General features: G+C 73.7%; 11 protein-coding genes and 1 pseudogene. 5 read left to right on the forward strand and 7 right to left on the reverse strand.

The genetic code is table 11. The annotated features are described in order from the left end of the window. A pseudogene (locus ACWDRR_RS30370) lies at window positions 1-96 on the reverse strand (electron transfer flavoprotein subunit beta); the annotation flags it as partial. Between the two features lie 401 nt (window positions 97-497). Here ACWDRR_RS30370 and ACWDRR_RS30375 point away from each other — a divergent pair. Next, complete coding sequence (locus ACWDRR_RS30375; protein ID WP_449775446.1) at window positions 498-1,754, forward strand: hypothetical protein; 1,257 nt, start codon at window positions 498-500, stop codon at window positions 1,752-1,754. A gap of 546 nt (window positions 1,755-2,300) precedes the next feature. Here ACWDRR_RS30375 and ACWDRR_RS30380 read toward each other — a convergent pair. After that, entirely contained in the window at window positions 2,301-4,547 is a 2,247-nt protein-coding gene (locus tag ACWDRR_RS30380) for an ATP-binding protein (RefSeq protein ID WP_449775447.1), read from the reverse strand. Window positions 4,548-4,876: 329 nt separating this feature from the next. Between ACWDRR_RS30380 and ACWDRR_RS30385 the strand changes: the two genes are divergently transcribed. The 3 genes from ACWDRR_RS30385 to ACWDRR_RS30395 all read left to right on the forward strand — a co-directional run bounded on the left by ACWDRR_RS30385 (window position 4,877) and on the right by ACWDRR_RS30395 (window position 9,421). Next, window positions 4,877-7,921 (forward strand): BTAD domain-containing putative transcriptional regulator, encoded by a 3,045-nt coding sequence (locus ACWDRR_RS30385; RefSeq protein ID WP_449775448.1) that lies wholly within the window; start codon window positions 4,877-4,879, stop codon window positions 7,919-7,921. Between the two features lie 538 nt (window positions 7,922-8,459). Continuing rightward, a complete protein-coding gene (locus ACWDRR_RS30390) occupies window positions 8,460-8,828 on the forward strand; it encodes a PadR family transcriptional regulator (RefSeq protein ID WP_449775449.1) in 369 nt (122 codons plus the stop codon). Further along, window positions 8,825-9,421 (forward strand): HAAS signaling domain-containing protein, encoded by a 597-nt coding sequence (locus ACWDRR_RS30395; RefSeq protein WP_449775450.1) that lies wholly within the window; start codon window positions 8,825-8,827, stop codon window positions 9,419-9,421. Before ACWDRR_RS30390 ends, ACWDRR_RS30395 begins: the two co-directional genes overlap by 4 nt. 28 nt (window positions 9,422-9,449) lie before the next feature. On the opposite strand, the gene ACWDRR_RS30400 is transcribed toward ACWDRR_RS30395, so the two are convergent. From ACWDRR_RS30400 to ACWDRR_RS30410, 3 genes are all read right to left on the reverse strand, one after another. Next, on the reverse strand, window positions 9,450-10,247 hold the full coding sequence (locus ACWDRR_RS30400) for a family 1 encapsulin nanocompartment shell protein (RefSeq protein WP_449775451.1): 798 nt from the start codon (window positions 10,245-10,247) through the stop codon (window positions 9,450-9,452). Next, entirely contained in the window at window positions 10,244-11,356 is a 1,113-nt protein-coding gene (locus ACWDRR_RS30405) for a Dyp-type peroxidase (protein WP_449775452.1), read from the reverse strand. The genes ACWDRR_RS30400 and ACWDRR_RS30405 overlap by 4 nt, the downstream gene beginning before the upstream one ends. A gap of 234 nt (window positions 11,357-11,590) precedes the next feature. Beyond that, window positions 11,591-13,045, reverse strand: a complete 1,455-nt coding sequence (locus tag ACWDRR_RS30410; RefSeq protein WP_449775453.1) for an MFS transporter — start codon at window positions 13,043-13,045, stop codon at window positions 11,591-11,593. A gap of 114 nt (window positions 13,046-13,159) precedes the next feature. Between ACWDRR_RS30410 and ACWDRR_RS30415 the strand changes: the two genes are divergently transcribed. After that, complete coding sequence (locus ACWDRR_RS30415) at window positions 13,160-13,579, forward strand: winged helix-turn-helix transcriptional regulator (RefSeq protein ID WP_449775454.1); 420 nt, start codon at window positions 13,160-13,162, stop codon at window positions 13,577-13,579. A 90-nt stretch (window positions 13,580-13,669) separates the two neighbouring features. On the opposite strand, the gene ACWDRR_RS30420 is transcribed toward ACWDRR_RS30415, so the two are convergent. Both ACWDRR_RS30420 and ACWDRR_RS30425 read right to left on the reverse strand, forming a co-directional pair. Then, window positions 13,670-14,293, reverse strand: a complete 624-nt coding sequence (locus tag ACWDRR_RS30420) for an FMN reductase (RefSeq protein ID WP_449775455.1) — start codon at window positions 14,291-14,293, stop codon at window positions 13,670-13,672. After that, a complete protein-coding gene (locus ACWDRR_RS30425) occupies window positions 14,290-15,402 on the reverse strand; it encodes an LLM class flavin-dependent oxidoreductase (protein WP_449775456.1) in 1,113 nt (370 codons plus the stop codon). The genes ACWDRR_RS30420 and ACWDRR_RS30425 overlap by 4 nt, the downstream gene beginning before the upstream one ends. Between the last annotated feature and the right edge of the window lie 3 nt (window positions 15,403-15,405).

The raw sequence follows: 15,405 nt of genomic DNA on the forward strand, positions 1-15,405 counted from the left end.
CACACCCTCCCGGTCGGTGGTGTGGTCGTCCGCGAACCGACGGTCACCCGTCGCGTCCGGCACGTGCTTCACACAGACAACGATCCTCAAGCTCATGAGCGGTTCTCCTGATACGGGTGCACTGGTCCATGGCCTCAGGTCATGCCCAGGGTACTGAGTGCCAAGTCCGGCCCGGCCACGCCCCGCGCGGAGCGGGCGCCACCTGGACCGGCATGCCGTGTCGGCTCTCTTCGACTGGCGTCAGAGGCTCGCCTCAGAGAATACGGCACTCAGTACCCCGCGTAAAGGAACTCAGTACCCTTCGGCCGTCGCCGGCGGGCCCCGGGCCGGTGCCGAGGCGGTGTCCGGGCCGGTGCCGAGGCGGTGTCCGGGCGGCCGCAAGGTTTCCGCAAGCATCGTCCAGGACTCGTCATGGAATCCGCCAGACCGCCCGGGCAGACCCCCGCCGGGGCCACCGATCCGGCGGCCCCGGACCGGGATCAAGGAGGGGGATCGGCATGACCTTGGTGCACGGGAAACAGGGGACCACGCCCGGCGGCCACCGGCCCTGGGCGACGCTGTCGGACTGCAAGGAGGTGCTGGTGGTCGTGCACACCGCGGTGTACGGCCAGCGGCTGCACGACATCTACTCGCTGCTCGGCTCCGACCTCCGGGTGAACGTGCAGTTCACGGTGGCGCCGCACGCGTTCAACGGGGGCGCGCAGGCGCACATCCGGCTGCTCGGCGCCCCCGTGCTGCCGTGGGCGGAGGCCGTCCGGCGCGAGTTCGACCTGGTGCTCGCCGCCGGCTCGCAGGGGCTGGAGCACCTGCGCGGCCCGCTGGTCCGGCTGCCGCACGGCGCCGGGCACATCAAGCTCTCCCCGGCGGGCGGCGGAGACGGCGAACGCTCCGTCAGCGGGCTCGGGGCCGAGTACGTGACCTGGAACGGCCGCCTCGTACCGGAGGCGTACGCCCTGGCGCACCGGGACGACCTGGCCGAGCTGGGCCGCGGCTGCCCGGAGGCGCTGCCGATCGCGGAGGTGGTCGGCGACGCCTGCTACGACCGGATCGCCGCCGCGCTGCCCGCCCGCGCGCACTACCGGGCCGCGCTCGGGCTGCGGCCCGGCGAGCGGCTGGTGCTGGTCTGCTCCACCTGGGGATCCGGGTCGCTGTTCACCCGGCTGGACGCCGTCCTGCCCCGGCTCGCCGCCGAGCTGCCCCGGCACGGCTACCGGACGGCGCTGCTGGTCCACCCGAACGTGGCCGCCGCGCACGGCCACTGGCAGGTCCGCTCCTGGGCGACGGCCACCGCGCGGGGAGCCGTGACGGTGCTCCCGCCCGAGGCGGACTGGCGGCCGCTGCTGGTCGCCGCCGACTTCATCATCGGCGACCACGGCTCGGTCACCCTCTACGGCTCGATGACCGGCGCACCGATCCTGCTCGCCGAGTACCCGCACCGCGACGTCAACCCGCGCTCGCCGGGCGCGCTGCTCGCCCGCACCGCGCCCGCACTCGCCCCCGGCCACCCGCTGACCGGCCAGCTCGCCTACGCGGCCGAGCAGTACCGGCCCGAGGAGTACCGCGCCATCGCCGACCGGATCACCTCCGAGCCCGGCCGGTTCGACCGCAACATGCGGCGGCTGCTCTACCGGATCCTCGGCCTGGGCCAGCCCGCGCACGAGCCGGAGCCGCCCGCACTGGCACTGCCCGCCCCGCTCGACCGCCCGCTCGACGGCCCGTCGGCGCCGCTCCCGCTCACCTCCGGGCGGGCGTGACGGTGGCCGCCCTGCACACCGTGCGACTCGCCCCGGCGCCCTCGGACGGCCTGCCCGCCACCCTGTTCGAGGCCCGGATCCACTCCCCCGCGGGCGTCCGCCGGGCTCTGCTGGCGAGCCGCCCGCCGGCGGGCGCGGGCGACGGGCGCCCGCGCCCGGTCTTCGTCGACGAGCACCTGGCACTCGACCTGACCGGGCCGGACGCGCCCCGGTGGCGCCACCACGCCGACGTCCTCCACCTCGGCGCCCTCGCCCCGCAGAACGCCCACCGGGCGCTCGACCGGCTCGCCGAGGTCCTGCGGGCCCACCCCGGCTGCGCGGTGGCCACCGCCGACTGCGGCGCCGGGGCGGTGCTCGTGCTGGCCCGCACCGGGGGGCGGCTCGCGCTGCGGCTGCGGGCGGGCACGGGCGGCCCCCGCCCGCCGCGGCAGCGGCCGGCCGTCGGCTCGCTGGCGCACGCCTGGCTGGCGGCGGGGCGCGCCCTGGCCGAGATCACCGCGGTGGCCGCCTCGGCGTCCTCCTGTGACGAGGTGCTCGACGGCGTGCTCAGCCGTCCGCGGCGGCCGTCGCACCGTCTGCCGGCGCCGTCGGCGGCGGCCCGCCCGGCTCCGTCGCACCACCCGGCTGCGTCGCACCACCTGGTACCGGCTCCCCGCCCGGTACCGGCACCCCGCCCGGTCGGGGGGTGAGGCCGGAGCCGCTCTCCAGCGCCCCGATGCGGCCGACCACCCTGGCCGCATCGGGCGCGCCGAGCTCCCGGTAGAGGGCCAGCGAGGCCCGGAACCGCTCCGCCGCCTCGCCGGCCCGGCCGTCCGACCGGGCCAGCTCACCACCGAGTTCCAGCACCCGGGCCTCCCAGCGCCGGGCACGGCCGGAGCGGAACTCCGCGAGCGCCTGCGCGTAGCACCGCTCGGCGCGGGCGTACGCGCCGAGCACGGTGTGCGCCTGCCCGAGGAAGGCGAGCGCCCGGGCCGCCTCGTACGGGGCCCGGACCTCGGTCAGCTCGCGGTGCGCCGCGGTGATCACCTCGACGGCCCGCGCCGCGCGACCGGACGCGAGCAGGACGTCGCCGAGCGCCAGCCGGGCGAGCGCGGCGCCGCGCGGATAGCCCTCCGCCTCCCGCAGCCCGACCACCTCGTGCAGGCAGTCGGCGGCCTCGGCGAGCCGGCCCGCCGTTCGATGCGTCTGGCTCAGCCCGTAGAGCGCGTCCGCCTGCCCGAGCCGGTCCGCCGCCGCCCGGGCCAGCCCCAGTGCCTCGGCGAACCACTGCGCCGCCTCCTCGTCCTCGCCCGCGTTGCGCAGGCCGTTGCCGCCGGAGGTCAGCATCCGCAGCTCCCCGTCCCGGTGGCCGGCCGTCCGGGCGGCCACCAGGCCGAGCCGGTGCGCCTCGACCCAGAGCCGGGCCGGGCGCAGCCGCAGGAACAACGGCCACATGGCGTCGGCCAGTTGCCAGACCAGTGCCGGCCGGTCGGTCTGCGCGGCCCAGCGCAGCGCGGCGGCCAGCCGGGCCGTCTCCCCGTCCAGCCAGCCGAGCGCCTCGGCCTCGTCGCCGAACTCCCGGGCACCGACCGGCTGTCCGCCCCCGTAGTCGCGGCGCAGCGTCCGGTGGGTCGGGGTCACGAGCGCCTCGGCGGCGGTGGCGGAGGCGAGGTACCAGTCGAGCACCCGGCCCGCGGCGGCCAGGCCCTCCGGCGCCAGGCGGACCGTTTCCGCACAGGCCCGCGCATGCAGCTTCACCAGGTCGTGGAAGCGGAATCCGCCGCTCACCTCCTCCAGCAGGTGGACGTCGATCAGCCCGTCCAGCAGCCGCTCCGCCTCGCCCGCGGGGACGCCCCCCACCACGCGGACGACGTCCGGGGTGAAGACCGGGAACGGCAGCAGGCCCAGCAGCCGGTAGAGCCGGGCCGCGTCGGCCTCCAGCACCTCGAAGGACGCGTCCAGGACGTTGCGCACCGTCTCCCCCTCCACATCCAGTGCCGCCAGCCGGTCGGCCTCGTGCCCGAGCGCCTCGGCGGTGACGGAGAGCGCCTGGACCGGACGCGCCGCGATCCGGGCCGCGGCCAGGCAGACCGCCAGCGGCAGCCCGGCGCAGCGCTCCACCACCTCGGCGGCGGCGGCCCGTTCGCGGGCCACCCGCTCCTCGCCCACCCGCTGGGAGAGCAGGCGCGCGGACGCCTCGTCCGGCAGCAGCCCCAGCGGCCGGAAGACGGCGCCGTCTATCCCCAGCCCGGTCAGCCGGCGCCGGCTCGTCACCACCACCAGGGCGTGCTCCGACCCCGGCAGCAGCGGCCGGACCTGCGCGGAGGTCGAGGCGTTGTCCAGCAGCACCGCGATCCGGCGCTCCGCCGCCAGCGACCGCCAGAGCGCCGCCCCCTCCGCCAGATCACCCGGCACCGGTGCGATCCCGAAGGCCCGGAGGAAGGCTCCCAGCGCCTCGGCCGGATCCGCGGGCCCGCCCGGGGCGTGCCCGCGCAGGTCGGCGTAGAGCTGGCCGTCCGGGAACCGCCCCGCCAGGCCGCGCAGCCACTGGGCGGCCAGCGCGGTCTTGCCCACCCCGGCCGGACCGGTCACCACCAGGGTGACGTCCGCCGTCTGCGGTACATCGCCCAACGACCGGTCCAGCGCCGCGAGATCGTCCTCCCGGCCGACCAGTCGGCGTGGCACCGGCGGCAGTTGGCGCGGCACCGGGAGGGCGACGGCCGCAGCGGCGGGCGCGTACAGGTGCACGCCGCCGTGGATCGCCGCCGCCTGCACCACCGAACCCTCCACCCGCCCACCGGTGACCGAGTTCACCCGGCCCGGCGGCGCACCCCTGCCGGCCGTTCCCGTCCGTGGCTCCACTGGCTCCCCCTACCCGCAGACCGACGCGTCCGAGTGGCAGGGCCGTGAAGTGTGATCAATTCCGTGTGATCAATTACCGTGCGGCCGATACCACATGATTCACAGTCATATCGAGAATATGCCCGAAGCACCACTTGCAAAAGAAGGCAGGTGGTATGGCAACGGCCCCCGAAGGCATGCGATGCTCACCTGCGACACAGCAAGCTGGTAGCCAACCGGCGGGGGGCGTCACCGTGGAGTTCCATCTCCTGGGTTCAGTTGAACTAACGGTAAACGGAAGGATGTTGTCGATCCGCTCGGACAAGCGGCGACGGCTCCTCGCGGCTCTGGCACTGGACGTCGGCCGCCCGCTCTCCCACCAGTCGCTGGCCTACCGGCTCTGGGACGAGGAGCCGCCGCCGAGCGCCGTGGCCAGCATCTACAGCCATATTTCACACATTCGGAGCACGCTGCGCCTGGCCGTCGAAGCCGAAGGGCTGCGCAACCCCCACGAGATCCCGTCGGTCGACAGCCAATCGCACACATACACTCTGCGAACGGATCCACAACAGATCGACTGGCACCGCTATCTCGACCTTTCCCGCCAGGCCCGCCTGCTCGCCGACAACGGCGAGGACCACCAGGCCCGGACCGTGCTCAGCCGCGCCGAGGAGCTCTGGCGCGGCGAGCCCCTGGCCGGCGTCCCCGGCACCTGGGCGCAGAGCACCCGCACCACCATGGCCGACCAGCGCCTCGCCACCACCCTGCTGCGCGTCGAGGTCGAACTGCGGCTCGGCCGCTTCACCGACCTGATCCCCGAACTCACCGTGCTGCACGAGGGGCGCCCCACCGACGAACGCCTCGCCGCCCACCTGATGGCCGCCCTCCACGGCGCCGGACGGCAGGCCGAGGCGCTCGCCGTGTACCCGGCCGTCGTCCGCCTCCTGCGGGCCGAACTCGGCACCGCCCCGGGCGCCGAACTGGCGCGCCTGCACGAGCGGATCCTGAACGGAGCGCCCTCGGCGGACCTGCTCGCCGGGCCGGGCCCGGTGCGGGCCCGGGCCGGCCGTCGGCCGGCCGGGCCGGGTGCGGGCCCCGGACAGCGGCACATGGTCGGCCGGGAGGACGAGCTCCGGCGGCTGCTGGCCGGCCCGACCACCGACCTGCAGAGCGGCGGCATCATGACGGTCTCCTCGATCCTCGGCATGGCCGGGGTCGGGAAGACCACACTCGCCCTGCACGCCGCCGACCTGATGCGCGAGCGGTTCCCCGACGGGCACGTCTACCTGAACCTTCGCGCCCACGCCGGCAACCAGCGTCCGCTCGCCACCGAGGCGGCCGGGACCATGCTGCTGAGACGCCTCGGCGTGCCCGCCACGGCGATCCCGCTCGACACCGAGGAGATCTTCGGCCTGTGCGCCGAGACGCTGGCCTCGCAACGCGCCGTCGTCGTCCTCGACGACGCCTCGGGCGCCGCCCAGATCCGACCGCTCCTGCCGCCGCTGCCCACCTCGCTGGTCCTCGTCACAAGTCGCCACCGACTGGCCGAACTCCCCGGCTCCAGACCGGTCTTCCTCGATGTCCTGACGGTCGACGACGCCGTCGCCCTCTTCGTCGAGGTCGTCGGGCCCGAGCGTGCGGACGACCTCGGCCGGGTCGCCGAGATCGTCGACCGGTGCGGACTGCTCCCGCTCGCCATCGAGATCGCCGCCAGCCGCTTCAAGGCCCGCCCCTCCTGGACCTTGGAGCACCTGGCCCAACGCCTCTCCCGCAAGACCGGCCGGCTCGCCGAGATCCGCCACGGCTCGGAGAGCATCGCCCGGGCGTTCGAGGTCTCCTACCAGTCCCTGCCGGCCGAACAACAACGAGCCTTCCGTTTACTGGGGTTGTATCCGGGACCGGATATCGGACTGCACACGGCCGCGGCGCTCATCGGTCGGACGATCGACGTCACGGATCACATTCTCGAAGCGCTCCTGCATTGCCACCTGCTCCAGGAAGTCGTTCCGGAGCGCTATCAACTCCATGATCTCCTGCGGGAGTACGCGGTTGTCCTGGCCCTCGCGGAGGGTGGAACCGATCAGGATTCGGCAATGCGCCGCCTGCTCGGCTTCACCCTGGAGGCCGCCGACCGTGCGGACGGTCTGCTGTATCCCCGCAGATCACGTCTCCCCCTGCCGCCGCTCGATCAACTCATCCACTCGGAAGAGCTGTTGGGCGATCTCGACCTGACCTCCGCCAAGGCCGCCCGGGCCTGGCTGGACGCCGAACACAGCGGCTTGACGGCCTTGGTGGCGCACGCCCGGCAGATCGGACTCGGCGAGACCAGCGCCTGGCTGTCGCACGTCCTGGCGGGCCACCTGGACGGAGAGGCCTACTGGAACGAGGCGCACGGCATGCACCAGGCAGCCGTCACGTACTGGCGTTCGGTGTCGAACGACCGGTGCGAGGCACGGGCGCTGATCAACCTGGGCGCGACGCTCGCCAATGCCTCCCGCTACCCGTCGGCGGTGGAGGCCGTGGAACGGGGCCTCGCCCTCGCCCGCCAGGAAGGGGACGCGGATGCCACCGCCGACGCGCTCGGCATCCTCGGACGGCTCCTCTGGCATCAGAGCTCCCTCGACCGGGCACTCGCCCATCAGGAGGAGTCCCTGCGCATCCGGCGAGCGGCCGGCGACGACTGGAATTCCGCTCGGTGCCTCGCCAACATCGGCATCGTGCAAAGCTCGCTCGGCAATTCCGATTCGGCTCTCTCCGCCTACAACAGCGCCCTCCCGCTCGCCCGCAGATTCAATGACAAGACATTCGAACTGCGCATCCTCAACAACATCGGAGACCTTCATCTGGGCGCCCGGAACCTGGCCTCCGCGCGTGCCACGTTCGAGCGCATCCTCGCCATCGGGGAGGGTTTCATGTCGCATTTCGACCTCGCCGTGGTGAAGCTCAACCTGGCCGCCGCGCTCGGCATTCCGAAAGAATTCGGCCAGGCTCTGACGCTCTACCGGTCGGCCTTGACCACGTTCCGGTCGGTCGGCGCCATACGGCACGAGGCCGATGCCCTGAACGGGTTGGGTGACGCCCTCCGGGGCGCCGGCCGGACCGCCGAGGCCCACGACCAGCACACCATCGCCCTTGAGCTGGCCCGCTCCATCGGCGCAGCCCGGGAGGAGGCCGCCGCCCTGCGCGGCCTCGGGCGCTGCGAGACCGCACTCGGCCTGGGCGACGCGGCGTTCGACCATCTGACGGCCTCGTTCGCCCTCGCCGAACGCGTCGGAGCCGCCGATGAGCGGGCCCTCGCCCGAGAAGCGCTGATGGAACTGCATCTCCGACCGGAACCGGAACACTGAATTCCGATTGCCTCGCACTCCGCCGCCAGTGGCCGACCGATTTTGACTGCACCGCTATCCATCGGACACCAAATGGCTTCGATTGCGGCGCAGTACCGTACACATGCCAGTGAATCAAACAGGGATTTGATGTCCGGGGTTCGACTCTGATAGGAAGACCGACGAGCACGGCATTGGCCGTGCTCCGAGTCGTTTCTGATCCCCGGAGACAGCACATAGTGAACGACATAGCCAAGCCCGCCGGCCCCCACATCGTCGCACCGGGCACGAACACCGCTCGGCCCGGCGACTCCGGATTCTTCTGGTGGATGCCCATCTGGTGCTGAAGCCACGGCGCTGCCGGCCCCGACTCCGGGGGCCGGCAGCGCCGCCGAACCACCGGCCCGTGACCACCCCGGGCCGTCCAGCGCGAGCCGCCGCCGGGCGCGTGAAGCCCCCGCCCCGGCTCCATCCCCGCCGCCGGCCGCGGCTGCCCGGCCGGGAACCCCGCCAGTGGATCTGCCGTGACATCCACACGTCCCGTGCTACCTTGCTTTGCATGGTAGATGGCAATGCAAGCATCCCCGAGGCGGACGGTCGCGTGGCGAGCCAGCTCCGCAAGGGGGTGCTGGAGTACTGCGTCCTGGCTCTGCTGCGGGACGGTCCCCGCTACGGCGTGGAGCTGCTGGCGGAGCTGGCCCGGGTCGAGGTCATGGCCACCAGCCAGGGCACGATCTACCCCCTGCTGTCACGCCTGCGGCGGACCGGGCTCGCCGACACCCACCTGCAGGAGTCCGAGAGCGGACCGCCGCGCAGGTACTACACGCTGACCGACGCCGGCCGGAGCGCGCTGGAGGAGTTCGCCACGAACTGGCCGCCCTTCCGCGCCGCCGTCGACCACTTCCTCACCCCTGGAGAGACGACGTGAACGACACCCTCGCCCACCCGCTCGTGCGGGTCTACCTCTCCTCGGTCGAGGAGCGGACCGCCGCGCTTCCCGAGGCCCGCCGCCGGGAGCTGCTGGCGGACCTGAGCGAGCACATCGAGGTCGCGCTGGCGGAGGCCGGCGGCTTCGACGAGAGCGGTGTGCGCCGGGTCCTGGACCAGCTGGGGACGCCCGGGGAGATCGCGGCGGCCGCGCTGGCCGAGGAGCCGGGCGACCAGCCGGTGCCGGAGAGCGGCCGGCGCACCGCGGTCACCGCCGTGCTCATCGCCGCACAGCTGCCGGCCGCCCTCGTCCCGGCGGTCGGGCCGCTCCTGGCGCCGGTCGTCACGGTCGTCGCGCTCGTCCGGCTGTGGAGGTCCCGCCAGTGGTCGCGGCGGGAGAAGGGGGAGGCGACGCTGCTCATGTTCTCGCCGCTCGTCGCCGTCCCGGTGCTCGCCGTCCTGCTCTCGGTGGCGCTCGGCGGCCTGAGCCCGATCGGGCTGATGGTCGCCGTCCTGCTGGCCCTGCCCCTCCCGACGGTGGGTGCCGTCCGGCTCGCCCGGTCGGCGGCACGGCTCCGGGCCCGGCAGCGCTAGGGTCGCTGCCCCGCCGGGGCGACGGGCGCTACCCGCCCAGCGCGACGGCGGCCTCGGCGGTGTACAGGCGGAAGGTCAGCGACTCCTGCAGGTAGAGGTCGACCGAGTCGGCGTCGTGGGAGAGGTAGCCGACCGAGAGGTCCTGGCCGAGCACGAGTTCGAAGTCGCCCCCTCGCGCCGACAGCAGGAAGGCGCCCTCGATGGCGGGGGCCCAGATGATCTCGCCGTCGAGCAGGCGGGCGATGTGCGCCGCCACGGGGTAGCCGTGGTCGCTGGTCTCGCTGACGGCGGTGAAGGCGTCGGCGCCGAGGAGCAGGGCGTAGGGCCCGCCGACACCGGCGAGGCGCAGGGCGGAGAGCGCCCGGCTGACGGTGTTCGGGTACTCGCGGACGTCCGCGGGGAGTTGGATCGCGGGGTTGCTCGCACCGGCGCGGATGCCCTCGATGGCGGCGGCCCGGTAGCCCTCGAAGACGGCGCGGTCCTCGGCGAGGGCGATGGTGCGGGCCGCGTCCTTGACCGGCTGCCAGTCGGAGTCGCGGGAGCCGCGCTCGACGTCGTCGACGGCGGTGCGGCTGACGGTGAAGGGCACCCGCAGCTCGACGACGGGCTGGGAGTCGCGGGCGTGGGCGAGTACGCCGTCGGCGGGCGGGGCGATGCCGGTCAGGTGGCCGGTGCCGACGGCGGCGAGGGTGGCGCCCTCGGGGCCGCTCACATCCACCACCCGGCGGCCCGCGACGTGGAGCTTGAAGGTCTGCCGGGCCTCCTCCTCGATCTCCTCCCAGGCCGCGGTGGAGACGGGGGCCAGGTCGCGGTGCAGATTGCTCATGACGAAGGGGTCCCTTTCAGGCTGCCGATGCCGAGCGAGCCGTCGGCGGCGCTGCCGGAGACGGCGGCGGAAGCAGCGGCGACGGTCGAGGCGGCGGCGGTGACGGTGTCACTGCCGGTGGTGGTGGTCACGGCGGCCGCGCCGGCGGGCGCGGGCGCGGCCGGCGGGTCGTCGAGGAAGTCGGCGGTCGGGACGTGGAAGAGCGTCCCGGTCACCGCGGTGGAGAAGTCGAGCAGCCGGTCGTGGCTGCCGGGCGGGCGGCCGACGAACATGTTGCGCAGCATCTCCTCCGTCACCTCGGGGGTGCGCGCGTATCCGATGAAGTACGTCCCGAACTCGCCTCCCCCGTCGAAGGATCCGAACGCCATGTTGAAGCGCATGATCTGCTGCTCCTCGCCGTCCGGACCGGTGACCGTGGTGAGGGCGACGTGCGAGTCGGCGGGCTTGGTGGCGTCGTCGAGTTCGATGTCGGTGAGCTTGGTGCGGCCGACGGCCCGTTCCTGCTGCTCGACCGGGAGGGTGTTCCAGGCGGTGAGGTCGTGCAGGTACTTCTGGACGATGACGTAGCTGCCGCCGGCGAACGGCGCGTCCTCCGCGCCGATCACGACGGCGGCCGCGGCCGCGCGCCCCTCGGGGTTCTCGGTGCCGTCCACGAAGCCCAGCAGGTCGCGGTCGTCGAAGTAGCGGAAGCCGTGGACGGAGTCCACGACGGTGGCCGCGCCGGCGAGGCGCCGGGTGAGTTGGCCGGCCAGTTCGAAGCAGAGGTCCAGCCGGCCGGCCCGCAGGTGGAGCAGCAGGTCGCCGGGGGTGGCCGGGGCCCGGTGGCGGGCGCCCACCACCTCGCGGAAGGGGTGGAGTCCGGCGGGCCTGGGGCCGGCGAAGAGGCGGTCCCAGGCGTCGGAGCCGATGCCGGTGACGCAGGTCAGCCCGGCCTCGGGGGCGCGGAAGCCGACCGAGCGGCGCAGTCCGGCGAGGTCGGGCAGCAGGTCGCGGACGGCCTGTTCGCCGCCGGGGTCGATGGTGAGCACGAGGAAGATCGCGGCGCTGGTCAGCGGGGTGAGGACGGCCTGCGGCTCCTCGGCGGGCGCGCTCCGGCTCTCGGGCGGCATGGCGGGCTCCACGTCAGGACTCCCGGGTGGCTTCCGGCTCGGTCCGGGGGTCGGTGGCCGGGTGGGCGGTGCGGCGGATCGTCTCGGCGCTCGGGGCATGACGGACCGGCATTGATCTGATCATGTGTACGATTACACCGCATACCGGACAATTGAGCACAGCCGACACGCACCCGTTCGGCCCCCGGTGCGGGAGTCCGCCGAGGGCCGAACGGGTGGCGGGGCGTCAGGAGCTCACCCGGACGCCGCACGGCCGGCCGCCGGGCGCCCGCGCACCAGACCCGCCGCGGTCACCAGCGCGCCCAGCAGGACCGCCGCCACCGGCACCACCAGCGCCGCCCGGAAGCCGTCCAGCCCCGTCTGCGCACCGCCGCCGGCGCCGGTCGCCGCCAGGTTCACCGCCGTCACCACCGAGAGACCGAGCGCCGCGCCGAACTGGAACGAGGTGTTGAGCAGCCCGCCGGCCAGGCCCTGCTCCTGCTCCTCGATCCCCTCGGTGGCGGCGATGGTCAGCGGCCCGTACGCGAGGGCGAAGGCCAGCCCGGTCAGGATCATGGTCGGGAACATCATCGGGTAGGTCCAGTCCAGCCCCACCGGCAGGAACAACGCGTAGGAGAGCGCCGCCAGGCAGAAGCCGCCGAGGATCACCCGGGCGTTGCCGAACCGCTCCACCAGCCTCGGCGTGAGGGTGGGCGCCAGCACCGCGTCCACCCCGACCGCGAGCAGGGCCAGGCCGGTCTGCAGCGGGGACCAGCCGCGCAGGTCCTGCAGGTAGAGGGTGACGACGAACTGGAAGCCGAAGAAGGAGCCGGCGAAGAGCATCGCGCCGAGGTTGGCCCGCACCAGCGCACCCGAACGCAGCAGGCCGAGCCGGACCAGCGGCGAGGCCGAGCGCCGCTCGACGGCCACGAAGGCCGCCAGCAGGGCCAGCCCGCCGGCCAGGGTGGCGGTCGTCCAGCCCGCCGCGGCCCCCGGTTCGCCGAGCCGGACCACCGTGTAGACCAGCAGCAGCATGGCGCCGGTCACGGTGACGGCCCCGGCCAGGTCGAAGCGCTCGCCGGACCGTCGCACGGGCGGCTCGTCGCGCGGGATCAGCGGCAGGGCCGCCAGCAGCAGGGCGCCCGCCAGCACCACCGGGGCGAAGAACACCCAGCGCCAGCCGACCGCCGTCAGCAGCCCGCCGGCCACCAGGCCGAGCGAGAAGCCGGCCGCCGCCGTGCCCGCGTACACCAGCAGGGCGCGGTTGCGCCGGGGGCCCTCGGCGAACGCGGTGGTGATGACCGCCAGCCCGGCCGGGGTCATGAAGGCCGCCGAGAGCCCGGTCACGAACCGGGCCAGGATCAGCACCCACCCCTCGGTGGCCAGCCCCCCGAGGCCGGAGAAGAGGACGAAGACGGTGAGCCAGAGCAGGAACATCCGGCGCCGGCCCAGCAGGTCGGCCGTGCGGCCGCCGAGCAGCATGAACCCGCCGTAGCCGAGGACGTAGGCGCTCAGCACCCAGCTGAGCGAGCCGGTGGACAGGCCCAGGTCGGCGCGGATCGACGGCAGCGCCACGTTCAGCATGGCGACGTCGATGCCCTCCAGGAAGATCGCGCCGCAGAGGACGAGGAGCACGGCGGCGTCCCGGCCGCCCGGGCGCGGCGGGGCCCCGGGCGCGGCGGTCGAGGGCACGGCTGATGACACGGACATGTGAGGTCTCCTGGCGAAGGACGGGGAGGCGAGGGGCACCCACGACACGGTTCCGGTTCGGCCGGTCGGTTCCCTCTTGTAACCACTCGTCATCCTGGGGCAGCATCAGGAGGTATGGAAGAAGGCACTTTGAAGTCACCGACGCACTGCACGGGTACCGAGGACGGCTACGACGTGCTGCAGTGGGACACCCGGGAGGACTGCGAGGTGCGGCAGATCCTCGACCGGGTCGCCGACAAGTGGTCGCTGCTGGTCATCGCACTGCTCGACCGCCGCTCCCTGCGCTTCACCGAGCTGCGGCGCGCGATCGACGGCGTCAGCCAGCGGATGCTGACCGTGACGCTGCGCCAGCTGGAGCGGGACGGCCTGGTGTCCCGGACCGTCCACCCCGTCGTCCCGCCCCGGGTGGACTACGCGCTGACACCGCTCGGGCGGACGCTGCACGCCACCATCCAGTCGCTGGTCCACTGGACGGAGACGCACCAGCGGGAGATCGCCTCGGCGCGGGCCGCGTACGACGCCCGCGAGGCCTGACACCGGGCCCGCACACGGGTGAGGGGCGGGCCGCCCGGCCCGCCCCCCGCTCCCGCTTCCGCCTGCCCGCCCGGGCGCGCGGCCGCGCCGTCAGACCCGCAGGGCCGCCAGCTGCTCCGCGAACGGCACCACGGCCACCGGCTCCGCCACCGCCGCCGGGCCGCGCCCCGCCACCAGGGCGGCCAGCTCACCGGCCGCCCGGTCGATCCGGCCCGGCAGGCCGTCGGTGTGCCCGTCCCCCGCCGTACCCCAGTCGTCCGTGGCCGCGTACACCGCGGTGGGGACGACCACCGAGCGCAGGTAGCCGAAGAGCGGCCGGACGGCGTGCTCCAGGGCGAGCGAGTGCCGGGGCGTACCACCGGTGGCGGCGATCAGCACCGGCTTGCCGGCGAGGGCGTCGTGGTCGATCACGTCGAAGAAGGACTTGAACAGGCCGCTGTAGGAGGCGGTGAAGATCGGCGTCACGGCGATCAGACCGTCCGCGTGCGTCACCGCCTCGACCGCCTCGCGCAGCGCCGCGCCCGGGAACCCGGTCACGAAGTTGTGCGCGATGTCGACGGCGAGGTCCCGCAGCTCGACCACCGTGACGTCCACCGAGCCGCCGGTCAGGCCGAGGTGACGGACCGTCGACTCGGCCAGCCGGTCGGCCAACAGGCGCGTCGAGGACGGCTTGCTCAGCCCCGCCGCGACCACCACCAGCCGGTACGTGCTCACTTGGTCACCTCCGTCGTCTCCTCCTGCTGCCGGGCGGCGAGTTCGGCCGCGACCCGGGACCCGTGCGTCGGCCCGTCCGGGACGCCGGCCGGGCGGCCCTTGGCGAACTCCGCGCGCAGCACCGGCACGACCTCCTCGCCCAGCAGGTCCAGCTGCTCCAGCACCGTCTTCAGCGGCAGGCCGGCGTGGTCCATCAGGAAGAGCTGGCGCTGGTAGTCGCCGAACGACTCGCGGAAGGTCAGCGTCTTCTCGACGACCTCCTGCGGGCTGCCCACGGTGAGCGGGGTCTGCTCGGTGAACTCCTCCAGCGAGGGCCCGTGCCCGTACACCGGCGCGTTGTCGAAGTACGGGCGGAACTCGCGCACCGCGTCCTGCGAGTTCTTCCGCATGAACAGCTGCCCGCCGAGGCCGACGTAGGCCTGCTCCGCCGTGCCGTGCCCGTAGTGGGCGTAACGCTCGCGGTAGAGGTCGATCAGCTTCTGGAAGTGCTCCTTGGGCCAGAAGATGTTGTTCGCGAAGAAGCCGTCACCGTAGTAGGCGGCCTGCTCGGCGATCTCCGGGCTGCGGATCGAGCCGTGCCAGACGAACGGGGCGACGCCGTCCAGCGGGCGCGGGGTGGAGGTGAAGGACTGCAGCGGGGTGCGGAAGCGGCCCGACCAGTCCACCACGTCCTCGCGCCAGAGCTGGTGGAGCAGCGCGTAGTTCTCGATCGCCAGCGGGATGCCCTGGCGGATGTCCTTGCCGAACCACGGGTACACCGGGCCGGTGTTGCCGCGGCCCATCATGAGGTCGACCCGGCCGTCCGCGAGGTGCTGGAGCATCGCGAAGTCCTCGGCGATCTTCACCGGGTCGTTGGTGGTGATCAGCGTGGTCGAGGTGGAGAGAATGATGCGCTCGGTCTGCGCGGCTATGTAGCCGAGCATGGTCGTCGGCGAGGACGGGACGAACGGCGGGTTGTGGTGCTCGCCGGTCGCGAAGACGTCCAGGCCGACCTCCTCGGCCTTGCGGGCGATGGCCACCATCGCCTTGATCCGCTCGTGCTCGGTCGGGGTGCGGCCGGTGGTCGGGTCGGGGGTGACGTCGCCGACGGTGAAGATTCCGAACTGCATGCT

Source organism: Kitasatospora sp. NPDC003701, assembly GCF_053587085.1.